The organism is Pseudomonas brassicacearum, from assembly GCF_918698105.1.
GTDB lineage: Bacteria > Pseudomonadota > Gammaproteobacteria > Pseudomonadales > Pseudomonadaceae > Aquipseudomonas > Aquipseudomonas brassicacearum_F.
In genome coordinates, this window is sequence record NZ_CAKKMI010000031.1 from 49,708 (window position 1) to 70,414 (window position 20,707).

A 20,707-nucleotide genomic window follows, 5' to 3' on the forward strand; every position below is an offset into this window, starting at 1 on the left:
CACGTCCTCAAAGATAGGAATAGAAGAGGCTGTCGAGCAATTGCGTCCAGCCCTGCACGAGGACAAAAATCAGCAGCTTGAGCGGCAACGAAATGGTCATGGGCGCGACCATCTGCATGCCGAGCGCCAGCAGCAGGTTGGACACGATCAGGTCGATGACAATGAACGGGATATAGATCAAAAATCCCATCTGGAAGCCGGCCTCGAGCTCCGACAGCATGAAGGCAGGGATGAGCAGCATCAGGTCATCGCGGCTGGCCTGCTCGGCGCGCTCCTTGGGCCACATCCGCTGGGTGTTTTCCAGCAGGTGGGCGAGGATGTCCGGGTTGGTATTGCGCGACATGAAGGCCTGCAACGGTTTCACCGCGTTCAGTGCAGAACCTTGCAACGCCTCGGTGCTGCTGAAATCCAGTGGCTGCTCCTTCAGCTGTTCGGCGATGTTGTGGCCCACCGGCGCCATGATGAACAACGTCGCGGCCAGGGCAATGGCATACAGGGCCATATTGGGTGGCACCTGCTGCACACCGATGGCGTTACGGGTGATGGTCAAGACGATGGCGATCTTGAGAAAGGCGCTGCAGATGATCAGCAGCAGAGGGACCAACGATATCCCACCGATGAACAGCGCCAGCAGAAAGGGGTCGACCCCCTGGAAGCTCATCCAGCCACATCCACGTGTGCGATTTGCAGGCCCAACCGGCCATCGACCTCGACCAGCTCGCCATGGGCCAGGGCACGTTCGCCATAGAACAGCGCCGCGGTCCCCGGTGCCACGCCCTGCACTTGCAGCACCGCGCCAGGCGCCAGAGTGCGCAGCTCGCCCAAGGTCAGGTGCAAATGACCGCAGCGTATCGTCAGCGCCAGCGGCAGGTCGTCGAAGCGCTCGGGGATTTCGGCCGCGACCGGCTCCGTCATTGGCGCCTCTTCGGTTTCAGCGGCGGCATAGGCCGACAGCGGGTGCTCGGCCGCCTCGGCGGCGTGGGCGTCAGGTTCGTAGCCGGTGCTATCGTCCCAGTCCGGCGTCAGGATGTCGGTGTCGGCGGTGGTGCTCATAACGGTCTCCTCCAGAGCGAGCAAGGTCAGGCGCAACGGCGCGGCACGGCTGTGTACCCGCACCTGCAAACAATGCCGGCCCAGGCGAATCAGCCCTTGGCCGGATGAATCGAACAGAGCGGTTTGCGGCACCAACACATCACCGGGGCGCAGCGTCGCCAACTGCCCGGCGGCCAGCGCCAGGTGTCCCAGTTCCAACGGAACATGCAGCACGAAGCCCGCGATCCCTGGCGCGGCTGGCCTCTGCCAGGGCGCAGCGCGAAGCAGTCCCAGCAGGCCCGCCCCGGTCATTTCCAGATAGCTCGTGACGCGGGCCGCACCCACGCTCACGTCGAGCCGGCAGGCAATGCCCTGCACCGCGGGCCCGGCCGCTGGTTTGATAAAACCGAATGCCTGGCGCAGGGGCTCACTCAGGGTCTGCTGGAACAGCGACCAGAACCACGCGTCATCCGGTCCGGGTTCGGCAGGCAAGACCACCGGGCATTCACCGAACAGGCTGAGCACCGCGCCGGGCTCTTCCAGGGCGAAGACACCATGGGCGCACGCCAGCACACACGGCGTCCCCCCAGCGGTGCCACCCGGGGTCAGTTCCAGCAGGCCCGCCTCGCCCGCCACCTCGAAGGGCAACCGGACGCCAATGCCTAATAGTCGCCGGGCGGTGGCGTCCTCGCTGCTTACAGTCGGCAGCGCCAATGCATGGACGGTCATGTCGGGCTCACCTCTTCTTCGCGCGCCACGCGCACGCTCACCGGCTGGCCCAGGCTTTGGCTCAGTGTGTCTTCGAGACGACCGGATCGACTCGACAGCCGCGCCTGTACGTCTGCACTTTCGCTGCTCAGGCCGATGTCCCACCCGCACGCCGCGCCCAGCCGCCGGGCGGATACCTTGATGCGGCCCAGGTTGGGCAGATGCAGCAGCAGGTCCAATTGCGAATCGAGCGTGGCGCGCAAGCGTGGCGTGAGCTGGTCGACAAACGCCTCCTCTTCGCCGCTCGAAAGATTCACCAGGCCCGACAGCGAACCGGTGCCGGCATTGTCATCCTGCGTGCCGCCCCGTGGCGCATCGACCCATTGGCGAAACCAGTAGCCATCGCTGCGCTGCGCCGTCACGTCGGGGTCGCGCCCGGTGGCAGGGGCGGACTCGCGCGCCGCCGGAAGCCTTGCCCGGCTCACCTGGGCAGGCGGTTGCTCATACGCCCGCGGCGGATGCCGGACGGGAGTCGACGAAGTGTTGCCGTGCGGTGTCGGCCCACCGCGCACGCTGCGTTCATTCATCGCTGGGGGTCTCCACCAAGTACTCCATCATTGCGCTGAGCTTTTCCAGATCTCGCCGGCGCCCTTGTAGCCGCTGCTGGGCAGCGGCCGTGTGCTGCGCCTGTTGCGCCTGTTCAGCGTCCAGTGCCTGCACGGCCCGCGCTTGCTCGGCCAGCTCGCCGATCAAACGAAGTTCCTGGGTACTCCAGGCATTGAGTTCGCACACGCTCAACGCCCGGCCACGGTGCTCGCCGTACAACGCCTCGCGCTGCACCACCTGCTGCTCACGAGTCGCCTGCATCTGCGCGCGCGCGGCGGCAACCGCGGCTTCGCGCTCACGCAAAAGCTCACGCTGCTGGCGCCACGCCCGCTCGGCTTGCGCTTCGCGGTGGCGGCGTATCGGCGCCAGGGCGTCCAGATCAGCCCGGGACATAAGCGGTCAACTGCTGCAGGTGGGCGAGCGTGGACGCAAACGGCTCCGGCTCACGCAGGTCCTGGCGCAGGAAGGCGTCCAGGGCGCCATGCGACTCCACCGCCAGGTCGGTCAAGGGGTCGGCGCCGGCCTGGTATTCGCCCAGGCGCAACATCAGTTCGATTTGCTCATAAGCCGAGAGCAATCGACGCAGATTGATGCCCGCCCGCAGGTGCTCCGCCTCGGCCACGTTGGCCAAGGTGCGCGACAGGCTGGCCAGCACATCGATTGCCGGGTAGTGGCCGCGCTCCGCGAGCTTGCGCGACAGCACGATGTGACCGTCGAGCAGCGAACGCACTTCGTCCGCCACGGGATCGTTCATGGAATCCTGCTCGATGAGCACCGTGTACAACGCGGTGATGGCGCCCTCGTTGGTCAGCCCGGCCCGCTCGACCAGGCGCGGCAGCAGGCTGTAGACCGACGGCGGCAGGCCGCCGCGCCCCAACGGCTCGCCGGCGGCCAGGCCGATCTCACGCTGGGCCCGGGCGAAGCGGGTCAGCGAGTCGATGAGCAGCAGCACGCGCTGGCCCCGGGCACGAAAACCCTCGGCCAATGCCGTCGCGGTGAACGCCGCACGGGCGCGTTCCATGCTGGAGCGGTCGGAGGTGGCGCACACCAGCACCGCACGGGCACGCAGCTCGTCATCCAGCTCATGGTCGAGGAATTCGCGCAGCTCGCGCCCACGCTCGCCGATCAAGCCGAACACGATGACATCGCAGTCCACGTTGCGGGCGATCTCCGCCAGCAGCGTGGTCTTGCCGCAACCGGCGCCGGCGAACAGCCCCACTCGCTGGCCTTCGCCGAGGGTCAGTGGGCCGTCGATGGCCCGTACGCCGGTCATCAAGGGTCGTTGGATGCGCGGTCGGGCGGTGGGCGCCGGGGCCTCGCCAATCACCTGTGCTGCATGCGGCACGTGCGCGTCGGCGAAGGCTCCCGCGCCGCCGTCCACCAGCGGCCGGCCGAAGCCATCCAGCACCTGGCCCAGCAGCTGCGGTCCCACGCACACCCGATGGGGCATGCCCAGCGGCTCCACCGCCGCACCGACCCGGACGCCCTCCAGGCCGCCCAGGGCGCTGAGCAAGGCATCGTGCTGGTCGAAGCCGACAATTTCGGCGAGCAGCGGCTCGCGGGCGTCGCGCTCGACCCGGCAGAGGTCGCCGATCTGCGCCCCCGGCAGTCGGCACTGCAGCAAGATGCCGCTGACCCGCTGCACCCGCCCGCGCACCATGACCGGCGCGAAGCGACGCAAGTGCGCCAGTTGCCCGGCCTCCCAGGCCTCCAGCCGCGCACTGGCCGCCTGCATCATCACCAAGTGACCTCGTAGCGTTGGTCGCCCTCGAAGGTGACTTTGCCGCTGTCGATGGCGGTCAAGCGCAGGCCATCGATCTGGTCGCCCAGGAACAACCGACGTCCGTCGGCGGTGACCACATGGCCATGCTTGCCACCCACGATCTGGGCGATCTGAAACGGCAGCTTCGTCAGCCGTTCCTTGACGTTGGCCGCGATCCCGATCTGCGTTTCGTAGCGGTCGTGGAAGCGCTCGATCAGCCGTTCGACCATCGCCAGGCGTTGGCGCGGCAACTCGCCCACCAGGACCAGCCGGTCGCCCTGGCTCTCGACCCGCACACCGGCGCCCAAGTCACGTTCCTGGAGCATGCGATCAAGCTCCAGGCGGACCGACTCGACATTGTCCAAGGCCACCTTGCTCTGCTTGAGCTGCTGGGCCGGGCTGCGCGCCACGGTCTGCGCCGGCTGGCTGGTAAAGGCCCAGGCGCTGGAGGCAACGGTGATCACCGCCGCGGCAATGGCCAGGCGCTTGGGCCACGACGGCCGCACGGCGGGCCTGGGGGTTTCCCGCTCCGGCGCCAGATGCGCGGCATCATCCAGCGCTGCCTCTTCGGGCCAGGGTTGATCGGCCGGGGCCAGGCACAGCCAGACGCCTGCCACCGCAAACGGGACATTGCTCTGCAAGGGCTCGGCCGCAGCCCAAGGCTGGCCTTGTCCATCGCAAACCGTGCCCTCCAGCCGTTCCAGCAACCACTGGCCCTGCACCTGCCGCAGGCCCACGTGACGCCCACAGATGCCCGGATCGTAAAGCGCCAGGTCGGCCTCTTCCGCCGCGCCAACCACCCATTGCTCACCCACCAGCGGCAACGCCGCACCTCGGTGCAGACCACTCAAGACTCGCAGTTCGAACATGGTCAATTCCTCAAGGGGCGCCAGACGCTCGCCCACGATCCGGTAGTACGACGAGGCACCGGCGGCCCCCGTCTTCTGTCACAGCCAGGCCAGCGAACGCACCTGGGTTTGCATCGTTACGTGGAGGCACCGCGGCTGGCGTGCCAAGACAAGCCCGTCACGCGGCATCCTCCATCCGTAGTTGTTCCTGCTCAAGGTCAAAGCGCCCCAGCACGGTGACCTGGGCGTTGCTGTGCAACTCGCTGAAGGCGAGCACGGGCACGTGATTGAATTCGTCGCGCAACAGATCGCGCAGCGGCGCCCGCAGGTCTTGCGCCACCAACAGCACGGCCACGCGCTTGGCGCGCAACGGGAAACCTTCGCGCAACTGCATCACCAATGCGCGGGTATGCAGGCTTTCCAGGGCAAAGAAGGTTTCCGTCTGGGTCTGGCGCAGCGCATCGCGCAACAGGCCTTCGGTTTCCGGCGTCAACAGCCACACGTGCAGGCCGTCTTCGTCGCGGTACTGGTGATAGATCTGCGACTTCAGGGCGATGCGCGCGTAGTCGGTCAGCGCACCGACGTCACGCTCGTGCTGCCCATGCTCGATCAAGGACTCGGCGATCAGGCGCACCGCGCGCAGCGGGACGCCTTCGCCGGCCAGGCGCTGGAGCACGGCGGCGAAACGGGCCAATGGCATGGTCCGCTGCAGCTCCTGCACCAGCTCTGGCTGGCCCGCCTCGAGCCAACTGAGAATCGACTTGCTCTCCTGAAGCCCCAAGAATTGCGGGCCCGTGGCAAACATCGCGCGGCTCATCCGTTCCACCAGCAACTCGGCGGCCGACACCGCCTCCACGCGCTCGTCCGCCAGCAGCGGATCGTCAGGCGTCAGCCAGAGCCACTGCTGCTCGTCACGCACCTCGCTGCCGACCAGCCCGTCGCGCGGTTCCAACGGCAGCGGCCCGCGCGCCACGGCAATACGCTCACCGAAGGTTGCCCGCAACATCGGCACCTCGTGCACGCAGAAGCGGAACTCGTCGTCTTCCAGCAGCGCGCTGTATTCGATCTCAAAGGGCGGCAAGGTCAGGCCAAAGCCGGCCACCAGCGCGTTCCGCTTCTTGCGGATCGCCTGGATGACTTCCTCGGCGGCCGCGTTGCCTTCCATGGCTTTGGAAAACTGCAAAAGATAGGCACGGGTCGGGTCGAAGCTGCGCAGGTCTTCAGCACCGTTCTGCGCCGGGGCCAAGACGGCCGCTGGCTGGTCGCCCTGGCGTGCCTGCCGGGCGCGTGAGTAGAGCTGAACGATGCCCGCAGTGCCGGTGATCAAGGCGATGACGATGAACACCAGGGTGGGCATGCCGGGCAAGGCCGCGAAGCCGAGCATTCCCACGGAAGCGATCACCCAGGCCTTGGGTTCGGCGGTCAACTGCTGGGCGATTTCCTTGCCGACGCTGCTGCCCGCCGGCTGCCCTTCCGGCGACACCCGGGTGATGATCATGCCCGCAGTCAGGGAAATCAGCAGGGCCGGAATCTGCGCGATCAGACCGTCACCGATGGTCAACACCGCGTACAGGTGCATCGATTCGGACGCGCCCATGTCGTGCTGCATCATGCCGACCGTAAAGCCGCCGATGAGGTTGATCACCACGATCACCAAACCCGCGATGGCATCGCCCTTGACGAACTTCATCGCCCCGTCCATCGCACCGAACAGCTGGCTTTCCTTGTTCAGCTCCTCGCGGCGCCGCCGAGCTTCAGTGACATCGATCAGGTTGGCGCGCAGGTCGCTGTCGATGGACATCTGCTTGCCCGGCAGCGCATCCAGCGTGAATCGCGCCGCCACTTCGGCGACCCGCTCCGAGCCCTTGGTGATCACCAGGAAGTTGACCACCGTCAGGATGAGGAAGATGACCAACCCGACCGCCAGGTTGCCCCCCACCACAAAATCGCCGAACGCCTGGACGATATGGCCGGCGTCGCCCTGGAGCAGGATCAACCGGGTGGTCGCCACCGACAATGCCAACCGAAACAGCGTGGTCAGCAGCAACACCGCCGGAAACGAGGAAAACGCCAACGGCCGCGGCAGGTACAGCGAGAGCACGATCAGCAGGCAGGAAATGCAGATGTTGATCGCGATCAGCACGTCGACCACCGAGGTCGGCAAGGGCAGGATCAACATGAACACAATGCCGAGCACCACGAACGCCCCGACCACTTCGATGCGCCGCACCGCTTCGTTGGCGACTTTGTTCAACAGGGCAATCATGAGCGCGCTCCAATCACCGGGGCAGCGGTCTGGCTTCGGGACTCGCCACGGGAACGCTCATCGAGCAGCACCAACAGGTTCTTCAGCGCGGTCTGGCGGCTTTTGCTATCGCGCCAGAGGGGCAGCGGCAAACGCTTGAGCAAGGGGTACAAACCGTTCAGGGAGACCAGTTGGTCGCGCTCCTCTTCTCCCCCCAACTCACGCCCGATACGCCGTACTTCCGCCGCCGACAGGCCACTGCTGACGAACCCCAGCATGCGCTGGAGCAACAGCACCGCCGTGAGCTGGCTGGCCGGACAACTGTAGGCCAGTTGCTCGAGCAAACGGCGGCAGCTGTGCAGGACGCTGCCCAGTTGCGTCGAGGCAGCCAGGCCGATCAACAACGTGCGCAACAGCGCGGTAGGACGTGACGGTGTGTGCGCAGCGATGTCATCAGCCAGTGCCCGGCGCATCATGTCCAGCCCCGGCACGAATGCCGCCTCGCCAAACAGGCCGAGCAATGCCTGCATCATGGTGGGTAACGATTGCTTGAGCACCACGGTGTCGTAATAGAGCCGCCGTACTGCCTGGCGCAGTTCGGGATCGCCGCCCGCAGCGCGCAAGGCCTCGGCGATGTTCATGCCCGCCTGGATCTGCGCGCCATAACGCTCGCGCAACAGCTGCAGGTAGTCGCGAGCGCGCTGGGCTTCGACGAGACGTCCCTGCACTTCGGCATCGCGCAAGGTTTGCTGCAGGATAAGGTCGGTACGGGCCGGATCACCGCCGGTGGACTGCACCAGCTCTTCAAGCACCGGCTCGCCACACAACAACAAACCGGCCTGGGCGGCCATTGCCCCCAGGCTCTGCTTGCCTGGGTGACCGAGTTGGTCGTACCACTCCTCCAACTGCTCGCGCGTCTCGACACGCACCTGGCCCACCTCGCTGCGGGCATTGCGGATGCGCCGCTGGCTCAGCGCCTTGGTATTGCGCTCCACGTGATGGCTGAAGGTCATGCCGACCTCCTCCATCGAATTGGACTGCACGGCCTGAAACGATTCGACAGGCTTGCCTATGCCCACGATGGCCGAAGCGGCCTGGGCAAGGTTGGCGGCAATATGCGCATTTGTCGGGGCTTCTACTTTCATGATGGCCGTGAGCGTGGTTTCGGACGCTCAGTGGGTGGCGGCGATCCAGCATTCGGTTCCATCACCGGTGATGACCTTCCCTGGCCGGTTCCGGTGGATTGTCCACAGGCCTCTTCCCGAGCGTTTGCTCGGTGCAATTTCATGCAGTGGGACTTGGGACGGCTGTGCATGACCTTGCACAAATAGAGCAAAAGCACTAGATAAAAATTATTGTTTATCAATCAGTTAAGTCGTTAAACGGGCTTGGCACAGGTCCTGCTGAGGGGAGGAACGTCGACATGTGGATCGACGCTATGGAACCTACTCAGAGGGATTTATCGATGAACAGCCTGAATCTCATGGCCCCCCCGCAAACCTCACCCGCATCCACAGATGCACCAGGCATCTGCTTCGGCGAGGAACGCAAGCTGCGTCTGTTCGTGCAAAAACGTGTACTCAATCAAGACGACGCCGACGACATCATCCAACTCACGTACCTGGAAGCCTGGCGCAACCAGCAGAAGTTCAAAGGGCTGGCAAAGCAGGACACTTGGTTGTGTGGCATCGCCCTCAACCTGATCCGCAACCACTTCCGCCGCTTCTATGCGCAGCCACCGCTGAGCACGTTCGATGAAAGCGAGTTCAGCGAGTCCAGTGACGACATTGACCTGAGTGAACAGTGCGACAACCGTCGGCTGTTGGACCGTACGCTGTTAGCCATGGACGCGCTGCCCAAGGACATGCGCGATACCCTGTGGACCGCCGTGGACACCGAGAGCAGCTACCGCGATGCCGCCGAACGCCTGGGCGTCCCCATCGGCACCGTGCGCTCAAGGTTGTTTCGTGCCCGTGAACAACTCAAACGAAGCGTCTATGGAGAAGCCCGGCCATGACCAATAATCGCTTGAACAGCCGGCCCGACCTGCCACGCGGCGTGCGCCGCTACACCCCCGACGACTTGCCGGTGATGACCGATATCTTCAACGAAAGCGCTCTGGGCGGTACCAGTTCCCCCGTACTCAGAGCGTTTTCCCTGAAGGAAATGACGTTTTTCGTCGACTGTTTCGTCAAGGAGGGTGATCCGATCTACGTGCTCGAACGCGCTGGTGAAGTCGTTGCCTGGTTGATCGTCAACCGCTTCTGTTGGGGGGCCCAGGCCTGCCGATTGACCGGCGAAGTGTCGATCTACGTACGCGGCGATCACATCGGCAGCGGCGTCGGCATCCGCCTTGGCCAAGCCGCGGTGGTGTTGGCCAGGCAGTATGGTTTCGAGACGCTGGTGGCCTGGATCATCGAGCACAACGAGGCGAGCAAACGCGGCGTACAAGGGCTTGGCGCGTCTCAATGGGGACGCTTTCCAGGGATTGCCCGGTTCGCTGACAGTCGTGCGGACGTCGTGCTCTATGGATTGCAACTGACGCCAGGCGACACGGCATCCACCACCCTTTCAGCGCCAGCGCAAAACGAGGAGGCCAGCCTGGCGTGAATCCACGGCTCGTCCGGCTGGATAGTCGGGCGAGCCGCCTCTTTCTCAGGCATGGCCTGCGCTCATTCGAGCCGATGCCATTTTTTGCACAACCCTCACAGCCCCTGTTGTTCAATCGATAAACCCGTGGCGAGGGAGCTTGCTCCCGCTGGGCTGCGCAGCAGCCCCTTTTTCATGAACACCTCAATCCACCGACCAACACACCGGCAACGCCTCCGGCCCCCTGAAGTTGGGCACATAGCGCCAACGTACCGCGCCTGGATCGACCGCCAATTGCAGCCCAGGGCAGCGCCGAAGAAGTATGTTCAATGCAATTTCCAATTCCTGCCGGGCCAACGAGGCGCCCAGGCAATAGTGCGTGCCTTTGCCGAACGACAGGTGCGGGCAGGCCGGGCGGGTGATGTCGAGCGTGTCAGGATTTGCACACAGCGCTTCGTCACGATTGGCCGACCCCACCACCGCAATCAGCAGTTGCCCGCGTAGCAAGCGCTGCCCGGCCAGTTCGGTGTCCCGGGTGACGAAACGAACCATGGCCCGCTCCACCGAGGAGTCATAGCGCAGAAACTCCTCCACCGCGCCGGGCATCAACGCCGGCTCGTCACGCAATCGCGCCAGCGCCTTCGGGTGCTGCACGAGCATGTGCACCGCATTGGCGATCATCGATGCCGACGTTTCATGCCCGGCGATGATCAGCAGCGCGATCATGCTGCACAGCTCACTTTGGCTGAGCATGCTGCCCTCTTCCTCGACCTGCGCCAGCGCCGAAACCAGGTCGTCACCCGATTGTGCTCGACGCTGGTCGATCAACGCGAGCATGTAGCCTGCGAATTCGCTGTAGCAACGCTGCAACTCGCTCAGGTCGTGCCCCACCTGCTGGACGATCATGTGGGACCAACGGCGGAAATCGTCACGGTCGCGTGCGGGGACGCCAAGCAGTTCGGCGATGACGGTGATCGATAACGGGAATGCAAATTGGCTCACCACGTCCATTTGCCCGCTCGACTGCACGGACTCCAGCAACGTCTCGGCGATCTGCTCGATACGCGGCCGCAGGGCGTTCACCGCCTTCAACGTGAAGGCCTTGTTGACCAGGCGACGCAAGCGGCGGTGGCTGTCGCCATCGCGGTTGAGCATGTGGTCGTTAAGAAACGCGATGGATTGCTCGCCGCCGAGCATCGCGGCGAACTGCTCATTGATCCGCGCCGGGTCCCGGGCGAAGCGCTCGTTGTCCAGCAGCACCTCCTCGACTTCCCGCGCACCGGTGACGTACCACATCGGCAACTGCCCTTCGGCCTGGCTGAGGAACACCGGGGACGCCTGGCGCAGCGCCGCATAATGCCGATAAGCCTCGCCGCGAAACGCGTCGCTATTCAAATCAAGGGGACGCTCGTAAGCCATGAACACTCTCCAGGGGCATGAACCGTTGCTCCTGAGTGGCAGGGATCGCCAAAAAAGATCCCTGTGGGAGCGAGCTTGTTCGCGATAGCGGTGTATCAGTCACTTCAATGTTGGCTGACGCACCGCTATCGCGAGCAAGCTCGCTCCCACATGGGGTCTACCTGTCGGTGAACCGTTTGCACGGCCACGGTCACTCAAGGGAAAACACCAACCCTTGCGTGGAGCTGACATGACCCGTGCACTTGCTATCCATGGCCAATGCGACACTCGTTTCGAACCGGTCAAAGCGGCGTTTATCCGGCTGATGCAAAGCCCCTTCGAACGCGGCGCCGCCCTCTGCATCCAGATTGACGGCCAAACCGTTATCGACCTGTGGGCCGGCATTGCCGGGCCGGAGCCGGACAGCCCTTGGCAGCGCGACACGCTGCTCAATCTGTTTTCCTGCACCAAGCCCTTCACGGCGGTGGCGATCATGCAACTGGTCGGCGAAGGACGCCTGGACCTGGACGCGCCCGTCTGCCACTACTGGCCCGAATTCGCCAACGCCGGCAAAGCCTCCATCACGGTGCGCCAGGTGCTTTGCCACCGCGCCGGGCTGCCGGCGCTGCGCACGCCCCTTGCACCGGAAACCCTCTACGACTGGCACACCATGACCGACCTGATCGCCGAGGAACATCCCTGGGCCGCTGCAGGGGAACAGCAGACCTATTCGCCGTTGCTGTTCGGCTGGATCCTCGGCGAACTGCTACGCCGGGTGGATGGCCTGACGCCGGCGCAAAGCATTCACCAGCGCGTGGCGGTGCCGCTCGGGCTGGATTTCCACCTCGGCCTGGACGACGCGGCCATCGCGCGCTGCGCCTACATGGCACGCACCAAGGACGAGATCGACGACGAAGCGTTTGGCCGGGTGCTCAACGACGTGCTCAACGAGCCGACCGCCATGAGCACCCTGGCCTTCGCCAACCCGCCCATGGTGCTGGGGCGCAGCAACGAAGCCGGCTGGAAGCGCATGACCCAACCGGCAGCCAACGGACACGGCAACGCCCGCAGCCTGGCGGCGTTCTACGCCGGCCTGCTCGACGGGCAGTTGCTGGAGTCGCCGTTGCTCAACGAAATGTTGCGCGAGCACAGCGCCGAATACGACCCAACCATCCAGACCCCTACGCGTTTCGGCCTGGGCATCATGCTCAACCAGCCGGACGTGACCAACGGCAGCTACGGCATGGGCAACCAGGCGTTCGGCCACATGGGCGCCGGAGGCACCATCGGATTTGCCGACCCTGAACGCGGCGTGGCATTCGGCTTCGCCTGCAACACCATTGGTTCCTACGTCTTGATGGACCCACGCGCACGCGGCCTGGCCAATGTCGCGATGGGCTGCCTGTAGGCCCTGGACGATCCGCTCAGATTGCTCCCGCCTGACCGCAGGAGCCGTGTAGGAGCTGTCGAGTGCAACGAGGCTGCGATCTTTCCCCAGACACTTGAATCTCAAGCGAAAGATCAAAAGATCAAAAGATCGCAGCCTTCGGCAGCTCCTACACAAGCCCCGCGCAAGCAATCCCTGGCCATGGATCAAACAGCAGCATTGCGGATGATCGGCTCACACCCCTGGCGGCGCGGCCACCTCCGCCACCTGCGGCTCGGCTGCGCCGGTATCGGGTGAGGCAACCACTTGTTCTTCGCTACCGGCCACGCGGGGCAGCGCGGCCTTGGCGATCATGTCCGGTTGCGCCAGCAACCGGCGCGACGCGTCCAGGGGCATCAGCAAGCGTCCCCTGGCCCGGCCACGCGCGGCAGGGTTGAGCATGCGCAACTCCCGCTCGTGAACACCGGTCAGCTGCGCCAGATGCGCCAGGTCCACGGGCTGCGCCAAGGCGACCATCTGGAAATACGGCTGGTCGGCGATGGGCGCCAGGCTCACGCCATAGTCGGCGGGCGCATTCACCAACTGCGACAGGGCCAGCAGCCGCGGCACATAGTTCTGGGTCTCGCCGGGCAACGACAGGTTCCAATAATTGGTCGCCAGGCCGCGGGCGCGATTGCGCGTGATGGCGTCGCGTACGCGCCCTTCCCCGGCGTTATAGGCGGCCAGCGCCAGCAGCCAGTCGCCGTCGAAGTAATCGTGCAGGTAGGACAAATAATCCAGGGCGGCCCGCGTCGACGACGGAATGTCCCGGCGCTCGTCATAGTCGCCCCGCTGCTGCAATTGATAACGGCGCCCCGTGGCAGGAATGAATTGCCAGAGGCCCAGGGCCTGGGCAGGCGATTGGGCGTTCGGATTGAACCCGCTCTCGATGGCCGGCAACAGCGCCAGTTCCAGCGGCATGTTGCGCTTGTTCAGCTCACCCACGATGAAGTGCAAATAACGGCTGCCGGCACGCCCGGTCTGGGTGAGGAACGCCGGGCGATCCATCAGCCAGCGGCGTTGCTCATCGATGCGCGCCACACCCTGGGCCTTGGCCTGCAAGGAAAACCCCTGGCGCATGCGCGTCCACAGGCTGCCGCCACTTTGTGGGGATGACTCGCCGATCTGGATGATCGTGTCCGTAGGCGCCGGCTCAAGCCAGCGCAGTTGCGAGCGGTAAGGCTCGTTGGCGAACGGATCGCCGATGGTCAGCTGCGGCTCGAGGTGCTGGCAGCCATACAGCAAGGTCCCCATGGCCAGCATGGACAAGCCTTTGGGGACGAATCGGAGGGCCGGCAAAGGTGCAAGTGATCGGGACATGGGCGGTCAACCTTGAATGAGGTGGCGCCATTGGGTGGCAGATCGCAAGGCAGCGGTTCCACTCGGCTCGTCCGGCACGCCGTCATCGGGCGGCAGGGGGCACGGTTGGAACCGAAATGCCGCTGATGTCACTCACCATGGGCAGCAGGCGCTCGTCGGCGCCTGGATGACAATGCGAGGTCACTCATGGCGTCACCCACCTATTGCAAGCTGATCGATCAGCTCTGCGCACTCACGATGATTCCTACCCCGTCCGCGTTCTACGAACAGGCGAACCTGTCGGTCAAGGATGTGGACTTTTCCCTCAAGCACACCCCTGGCGTGGGTGAGGGAGACGTCTTTATCTACTGCAGCTTCGGGCCATTGCCGGTGGCGAACCGGGAGGCGGTCCTGCAACGGCTGCTGGAAACCAACCTGTACCTGCTGAGCGGCGCGTTCTGTCCTTCCCTGTCTTACAACCGCGACAGCCAACAGGTGATCCTGATCGGCCACGTCCCCCTGGAAACCCTCACCGCCGAGCGCCTGCTCGGGCTAATGGGCGGGGCTGCCGACATGGCGTTGATTTGGCGCGATGGCTACTTCTTCGACGGCCCCGACACGGGCCGCGACGCCAAGCCTGCCCAGGCGCCAAACCCCATCAAGCGTCATTCAGGACTCAACAGCGCCTTGTCGCTCTAGGAGAAAACCATGGCAGATTTATCCGTAAGCCAGAACCAAAGCCTCGCGGCATTGCGTCAACAACAGGACGATGAAATCAGACCGGTGGGAGGCAGCCTCGCCGAGCAGGTTCGTCCCTCCACGACCCCTTTGGTGCCCTACCATTTCACCGGCAGTTCTACCGATGCGACGCAGCAGGCCTTCGCCAGCAAAAGGCCTCGCCTGGAGGGGATGATCGGCAGGCTGGGCAACAAGGACCCTGAAGCAGATCCCATCGGCTTTGCCCGGGCACATATGACCCTGGAAGGCAAGGCACTGAGCTATGCGCCTGGAACGACTTATCAGGACATGCACCAGCATCTGGCCGAGCTGGGCGGCAAGACGCACCCGATGCTGTCGGGCCGCAAGGAAACCGAAGACTTCACCACCGCTCTCGACAATTACCTGAAAAGCAGCAAAGAAGCACGGGTCGCCAGCGGCGGTTTCAAAGCCGTCTGGGGTGCCCACTGCGAGCGCGTGGGCAACACCCTCGGGGCCTACCATTCGTTGTGCCAGGAAGTCATCGACAACTCCCAGGGGCATGATGACCTTCCGCACCTGGAACGCAGCCATACCGCCTTCCGTGGCTATGCCAAGGGTGTGATGAAGGCCATGACAGAGGAAATGCCCGCACGCCTGAGCACGTTCCTGGACAGCCGTATCGCCCACGCACAAGAGGCCGCCGGCAACGAGGCCCTGCCCACGGCCGAGCGGGACAGCGCGCGGGATCAACTGATCCAGCTGCAGCAAGTGCGCACGGAGCTCGGTGAGTTGCTGAAGAAGGATGAGGCCAAGCCAGCCACCCCGAGCAAGCTCGATGAGGCGACGAACAAAAACGATGGTCTGGACACCGCCTTGAAGAACATCGCGCGCCAGGACCATGTCGCCGAACTCAAGACCCAGACTGGCTTCGTCACTGGCCTGGCAGTCTTCGTCGACGCGGGGATTCCCCAGGGCGTTGCATCCGCCGGCCACTTCGGCGCAAGCACCGCTGCGATCGATGAAGCGATGGCGGATACGGCCTATGGTAAACATGTCGCCGCGACCTCAACCGTCCTTGGAACGGCGCACAAGGTGATCAGCGACGGCATTCGCCCGTTTGTCCAGGTGGTGGTCGACAAGACCATCGGCAAGGGCCTGGCCAAAGTCGACCCGTTGGCGGTGTACCCCAAGCCCTTGCAGGAGATCACCGTGAACGGGCGTCGGGTCGCCAACCCACAATTCGCGGCACTCGACGCTTCCCAGTCGCAAAAGCGCGACGAGTTCACACTGAAACAGAATGCCAACAACTTTGGCACCATGAGCGGTGACTTCACCGGTTACCTTGCCTTCGGGGCCGCTCATGCGGTGCGCGACACGTTGGATCAGTTCAGTTCGGTAAATGCCTCGGGTATCGCCGCCCGCAGCCTCGCTTCGGCGGTGGGCGGCACGTTCATGGCGGGCGGCCAGGCCGTGGCGAAATATGCGCAGACCCATGGTGACGAGCAGATTCCCACCTATCGGGTCACAAAAGAAAACCGGAACTGGAACGAGCTGTTGCCCAAGGCCTTTTCCGAGGCGAAGGACAAACTCAACCCTATCAGCATGACCAACCTCAGCGACTACGCCAACCGGATCGTCGGCGTCGGCGAAGGGATCGCCCTGCGAACCGCAGTGGGCGATGCGTCCGAGACGGGCGACGACGCCACGGTGAATGCAAAGCTCGAGCACGTGGTCGCGACGTTCTACAACTCCGGCCTGACCCTGTTCCCGTTCTTTGCCAACAGCGTGGCAGCCCCGCTGGAAAACAAGGCGATGAATGAAGACAAGGAGGACAACCTCGCCCAACGTGCAAACGTGCCGTTACAGAACGTCCTGCATCCAAACCGCGACACCCTCCCCCATACCCAGCCGGAAGGCTTGCGGCGCAAGCTGGAGAACACCTACCACGTGGCTCGCGGCTTTACCCAGATCGTTCCCCAAGGCGCTATCGGGGGTGTCAACCTGGGCGCCAACAAGGTCCGCGACTTCGCCACGCGATCCAAGAATGCGCTCCCGGACGACAATCTGGAACTGGCGGAACGAGGCCAAGCACAGCCCCAGGGCGGGCCGTCCAACGAAACAGCCCCCACCCCACGGCCAAGCTGATGAAATCGTCGAGCCATCCTTCGCTGGCTTGACGATCACCGGTTGAAACCGTCCCTCTACGCCGGCCGCAGGAACCTCTTGTGGCCGGCCCTCGCGACACACGCCGATTCACATCCCTTTGCGCTTCGACAACGGCCGACGTGATTGCCGTGTCGATCGACGATAGCCTTCCGATTCGCGGCGCCGGCCTCCAAAACCCAGCCGCTGCCCGAGATCTTCCACCGCCTATACTCCCGCCCGCGAGACGACTTGGAGAAAATCCCTCCGACGGACGATGCGCCGGGAAGCAGCCGTATGCTAAACAGGGAATCAACAGCGAGGCCATGGAACCGCTGTCACCAGAATAAGGAATCACCATGAAACGCACCCTCATCGCCTTCCTGTCATTGCTCGTCACCGCGGTCATCGTCGCGGGCGGCTACCTCTACAGCAAGCAGCCCACCCGCCAGGGCACGGTGCAGTTGCAAGGGCTGCAAGGCACGGTGACGGTGCGCTACGACGAACGTGGCGTGCCGCATATCCGCGCCGAGAACGAAACCGACCTGTACCGCGCCCTCGGTTACGTCCACGCCCAGGATCGGCTGTTCCAGATGGAGATCATGCGCCGCCTCGCCCGTGGTGAGCTGGCCGAGGTGCTGGGGCCGAAACTGCTCGATACCGACAAGCTGATGCGCAGCCTGCGCATCCGCGAGCGCGCCGCGGCCTACGTGACCGAGCAGGACCCGCAATCCCCGGCCTGGCTCGCCATGCAGGCCTACCTGGACGGCATCAACGCCTATCAGGACAGCCACACCCGGCCCGTGGAATTCGATGTGTTGGGCATTCCCAAGCGCCCCTTCACCGCCGAAGACACCGTGAGCATTACCGGCTACATGGCCTACAGCTTCGCCGCGGCTTTTCGCACAGAACCCCTGCTGACCTACGTGCGCGATGTGCTGGGCGCCAACTACCTGAACATTTTCGACCTCGACTGGCAGCCTCAGGGCGTGCTGGCCGAAGGTCGCAAGGGCGGCCTGCCGCTGGCCGCCGCCGACTGGAAAGACCTCAACGCCCTCGCCCGCCTGAGCGAGCAGGCCCTGGCCGATAACGGCCTGCCGCAGTTCGAGGGCAGCAATGCCTGGGCGGTCTCCGGCAGCCGCACCCACAGCGGCAAGCCGTTGCTGGCGGGTGACCCGCACATCCGTTTTTCCGCGCCTTCGGTGTGGTACGAGGCGCACTTGTCGGCCCCGGGGTTCGAACTCTACGGGCAGTACCAGGCGCTGCTGCCCTTCGCGACGCTGGGCATGAACCGGGATTTCGGCTGGAGCATCACCATGTTCCAGAACGACGACCTGGACCTGATCGCCGAGAAGGTCAACCCGGACAATCCCGAACAGGTCTGGTATCGCGACAAATGGGTGGACATGACCCGCAGCGAGCAACAGATCGCGGTCAAGGGCCAGGCACCGGTGACGCTGGTGCTGCGCCGGTCGCCCCATGGTCCGATCGTCAACGATGCCCTCGGCGCAAATGCCGGCAAGACCCCGGTCGCCATGTGGTGGGGATTCCTGGAAAGCCGCAACCCGATCCTCGACGCCTTTTACCAGCTCAACCGCGCCGACACCCTCACCAAGGCTCGCGGCGCTTCAGCCAAGATCCACGCGCCGGGGCTGAACGTGGTGTGGGCCAACGCCAAGGGGGACATCGGCTGGTGGGCCGCCGCGCAACTGCCCAAGCGGCCGGCCGGCGTAAAGCCCGGCTTCATCCTCGACGGCAGCAGCCCGGAGGCGGAAAAGGAAGGTTTCTATCCGTTCAGCAGCAACCCGCAGGAAGAGAACCCGGCGCGGGGCTACATCGTCTCGGCCAATTTCCAGCCGGTGCCAGCCAGCGGCATCGAGATCCCGGGTTACTACAACCTCGCCGACCGCGGCCAGCAGCTCAACCGCCAGCTCAGCGACAAGCAGGCGAAGTGGGACATCGAGACCACCCAGAAACTGCAACTGGGCACCACCACCGCCTATGGCCCTCGCCTGCTTGCACCTTTGTTGCCGGTACTGCGTGAAGTGGTCAACGATCCGCAGGAACGCAAATGGGTGGAACAACTGGCTCAATGGCCGGGCGATTACCCCCTGGACTCCACCAGTGCCACGCTGTTCAACCAGTTCTTGTTCAACCTGGCCGACGCCGCCCTGCACGATGAACTGGGCGACGGCTTCTTCGAAACCGCGCTGTCGACCCGGGTCATCGACGCGGCCCTTCCACGCCTGGCAGCCTCCGGGGACTCACCGTGGTGGGATGACCGCACAACCCTTGGCACCGAGACCCGCGCCGACACCGTGAAAAAAGCCTGGGACAAGAGCCTGGCCCACCTGAAGGTCACCTTCGGCGACGATGCCACGCAATGGCAATGGGGCAAGGCCCACACCCTGACCCACGGCCACCCGCTGGGCCAGCAGAAGCCGCTGGACCGGATCTTCAACGTCGGCCCCTTCGCCGCACCCGGCACCCACGAAGTACCCAACAATCTCTCCGCCAAAATCGGTCCGGCGCCGTGGCCGGTGACCTACGGGCCTTCGACGCGGCGCATCATCGACTTCGCCGACCCGACCCACAGCGTCACCATCAACCCCGTCGGCCAGAGCGGCGTGCCGTTCGACAAGCATTACGAGGACCAGGCCGAGGCGTACATAGAGGGGCTGTATCACCAGGCGCACCTGGCCGAGGAAGAAGTGACGGCCAATACCCATGGCACCTTGAAACTGTTGCCGGCCCGGGCGCCCTGAATCGAGTGCGCAGGCTTTTTCATCGCCACCCGGGCTTGATCGTCATTGATGGTCAAGACTACAGGGGCCCATCCCGTCTCTTCCTTAGGAGTCAACGCTATGTTCAATAACTGGTCCGAGCTGCTGCCTACCATCAAGAGCGCCTTTGGCGCCCTGGGCAAAAGCAATCCGAAGATGGTCAAGGCTTACATGGCACTGGACGAAGCCGCGGCTGAAAACGACGTGCTCGATGCCAAGACCCGTGAGCTGATCTCCATCGCCGTCGCCATCACCACGCGCTGCGACGGTTGCATCGGCGTACACACCGACGCCGCCATCAAGGCCGGCGCCACCCGCGAAGAAATCGCCGCCACCCTGGCCACCGCGGTGTCACTGAATGCCGGCGCGGCGTACATCTACTCCCTGCGCGCGCTGGAGGCCCATGACGCGTTGAAGAAGTGAAAGGCCGATACCTGCCCACCGCTATCGCGAGCAAGCTCGCTCCCACATTGGGAACTGCGCTTGGCACGGATTGAAGGCGACCCAAAGCACCTGTGGGAGCAAAGCTTGCTCGCGATGGCGGCCTGACATTCAACATCTTCGCTGACCTGCCACACCGCTTTCGCGAGCAGGCTCGCTCCCACAATGGGATTTGCATTCGACCGCGGATTTATAGGCAACCCAAAACCCTGTGGGAGCCGAGCTTGCTCGCGATGGCGGCCTGACATTCAACCTCTTCATTGACTGCCACACCGCTATCGCGAGCAGGCTCGCTCCCACAATGGGATTTGCATTCGGCCGCGGATTTATAGGCAACCCAAAACCCCTGTGGGAGCCGAGCTTGCTCGCGATGGCGGCCTGACATTCAACCTCTTCATTGACTGCCACATCGCTATCGCGAGCAAGCTCGCTCCCACATTGGGATTTGCATTCGAGCGCGGATTTATAGGCAACCCAAAACCCTGTGGGAGCAAAGCTTGCTCGCGATGGCGGCCTGACATTCAACATCTTCGCTGACCTGCCACACCGCTTTCGCGAGCAGGCTCGCTCCCACAATGGGATTTGCATTCGACCGCGGATTTATAGGCAACCCAAAACCCTGTGGGAGCCGAGCTTGCTCGCGATGGCGGCCTGACATTCAACCTCTTCATTGACTGCCACACCGCTATCGCGAGCAGGCTCGCTCCCACAATGGGATTTGCATTCGGC

The 20,707-nt window shown here is 64.2% G+C and carries 17 protein-coding genes; 7 read left to right on the forward strand and 10 right to left on the reverse strand.

Features of this window, described 5'->3' with window-relative positions:
* Nucleotides 1-7 precede the first annotated feature (7 nt).
* From sctR to LQ215_RS14590, 8 genes are all read right to left on the reverse strand, one after another.
* On the reverse strand, nt 8-661 hold the full coding sequence (gene sctR / locus LQ215_RS14555) for a type III secretion system export apparatus subunit SctR (protein ID WP_063323918.1): 654 nt from the start codon (nt 659-661) through the stop codon (nt 8-10).
* Nucleotides 658-1,761: a type III secretion system cytoplasmic ring protein SctQ gene (gene sctQ, locus LQ215_RS14560; protein ID WP_230150809.1), complete on the reverse strand. Its 1,104-nt coding sequence runs from the start codon at nt 1,759-1,761 to the stop codon at nt 658-660. The genes sctR and sctQ overlap by 4 nt, the downstream gene beginning before the upstream one ends.
* Entirely contained in the window at nt 1,758-2,327 is a 570-nt protein-coding gene (locus LQ215_RS14565) for a type III secretion protein (protein ID WP_230150812.1), read from the reverse strand. Before LQ215_RS14565 ends, sctQ begins: the two co-directional genes overlap by 4 nt.
* The gene (locus LQ215_RS14570) at nt 2,320-2,739 is read right to left on the reverse strand and encodes a hypothetical protein (RefSeq protein ID WP_230150814.1); all 420 of its coding nucleotides are present in this window, start codon (nt 2,737-2,739) and stop codon (nt 2,320-2,322) included. The genes LQ215_RS14565 and LQ215_RS14570 overlap by 8 nt, the downstream gene beginning before the upstream one ends.
* Entirely contained in the window at nt 2,726-4,084 is a 1,359-nt protein-coding gene (locus LQ215_RS14575) for a FliI/YscN family ATPase (RefSeq protein WP_230150846.1), read from the reverse strand. Before LQ215_RS14575 ends, LQ215_RS14570 begins: the two co-directional genes overlap by 14 nt.
* Nucleotides 4,084-4,977: an FHA domain-containing protein gene (locus LQ215_RS14580; RefSeq protein WP_230150816.1), complete on the reverse strand. Its 894-nt coding sequence runs from the start codon at nt 4,975-4,977 to the stop codon at nt 4,084-4,086. The genes LQ215_RS14575 and LQ215_RS14580 overlap by 1 nt, the downstream gene beginning before the upstream one ends.
* Before the next feature lie 157 nt (nt 4,978-5,134).
* The gene (sctV, locus tag LQ215_RS14585; RefSeq protein WP_230150817.1) at nt 5,135-7,222 is read right to left on the reverse strand and encodes a type III secretion system export apparatus subunit SctV; all 2,088 of its coding nucleotides are present in this window, start codon (nt 7,220-7,222) and stop codon (nt 5,135-5,137) included.
* On the reverse strand, nt 7,219-8,346 hold the full coding sequence (locus LQ215_RS14590; RefSeq protein ID WP_230150819.1) for a TyeA family type III secretion system gatekeeper subunit: 1,128 nt from the start codon (nt 8,344-8,346) through the stop codon (nt 7,219-7,221). The genes sctV and LQ215_RS14590 overlap by 4 nt, the downstream gene beginning before the upstream one ends.
* A 320-nt stretch (nt 8,347-8,666) precedes the next feature.
* Here LQ215_RS14590 and LQ215_RS14595 point away from each other — a divergent pair, with 320 nt between their 5' ends.
* Both LQ215_RS14595 and LQ215_RS14600 read left to right on the forward strand, forming a co-directional pair.
* Nucleotides 8,667-9,218, forward strand: a complete 552-nt coding sequence (locus LQ215_RS14595) for an RNA polymerase sigma factor (RefSeq protein WP_230150821.1) — start codon at nt 8,667-8,669, stop codon at nt 9,216-9,218.
* A complete protein-coding gene (locus LQ215_RS14600; RefSeq protein ID WP_230150823.1) occupies nt 9,215-9,811 on the forward strand; it encodes a GNAT family N-acetyltransferase in 597 nt (198 codons plus the stop codon). The genes LQ215_RS14595 and LQ215_RS14600 overlap by 4 nt, the downstream gene beginning before the upstream one ends.
* Before the next feature lie 183 nt (nt 9,812-9,994).
* On the opposite strand, the gene LQ215_RS14605 is transcribed toward LQ215_RS14600, so the two are convergent.
* A complete protein-coding gene (locus LQ215_RS14605) occupies nt 9,995-11,209 on the reverse strand; it encodes a cytochrome P450 family protein (RefSeq protein ID WP_230150825.1) in 1,215 nt (404 codons plus the stop codon).
* A 229-nt stretch (nt 11,210-11,438) separates the two neighbouring features.
* Here LQ215_RS14605 and LQ215_RS14610 point away from each other — a divergent pair, with 229 nt between their 5' ends.
* Nucleotides 11,439-12,596, forward strand: coding sequence for a serine hydrolase domain-containing protein (locus LQ215_RS14610; RefSeq protein WP_230150827.1), 1,158 nt, complete (start codon nt 11,439-11,441; stop codon nt 12,594-12,596).
* Nucleotides 12,597-12,809: 213 nt separating this feature from the next.
* Here the strand turns inward: LQ215_RS14610 and LQ215_RS14615 are convergent, their stop codons facing one another.
* On the reverse strand, nt 12,810-13,934 hold the full coding sequence (locus LQ215_RS14615; RefSeq protein ID WP_230150829.1) for a transglycosylase SLT domain-containing protein: 1,125 nt from the start codon (nt 13,932-13,934) through the stop codon (nt 12,810-12,812).
* A gap of 186 nt (nt 13,935-14,120) precedes the next feature.
* Between LQ215_RS14615 and LQ215_RS14620 the strand changes: the two genes are divergently transcribed.
* The 4 genes from LQ215_RS14620 to LQ215_RS14635 all read left to right on the forward strand — a co-directional run bounded on the left by LQ215_RS14620 (nt 14,121) and on the right by LQ215_RS14635 (nt 19,960).
* On the forward strand, nt 14,121-14,612 hold the full coding sequence (locus tag LQ215_RS14620) for a CesT family type III secretion system chaperone (protein ID WP_230150832.1): 492 nt from the start codon (nt 14,121-14,123) through the stop codon (nt 14,610-14,612).
* A gap of 9 nt (nt 14,613-14,621) precedes the next feature.
* Complete coding sequence (locus LQ215_RS14625) at nt 14,622-16,757, forward strand: type III effector (protein WP_230150835.1); 2,136 nt, start codon at nt 14,622-14,624, stop codon at nt 16,755-16,757.
* A 356-nt stretch (nt 16,758-17,113) separates the two neighbouring features.
* The gene (locus LQ215_RS14630; protein WP_230150837.1) at nt 17,114-19,519 is read left to right on the forward strand and encodes a penicillin acylase family protein; all 2,406 of its coding nucleotides are present in this window, start codon (nt 17,114-17,116) and stop codon (nt 19,517-19,519) included.
* A gap of 99 nt (nt 19,520-19,618) precedes the next feature.
* Nucleotides 19,619-19,960 carry a carboxymuconolactone decarboxylase family protein gene (locus LQ215_RS14635; RefSeq protein WP_003206631.1) on the forward strand — a complete coding sequence of 114 codons (342 nt, stop codon included), beginning with the start codon at nt 19,619-19,621 and terminating at the stop codon, nt 19,958-19,960.
* The last annotated feature ends 747 nt before the right edge of the window (nt 19,961-20,707 follow it).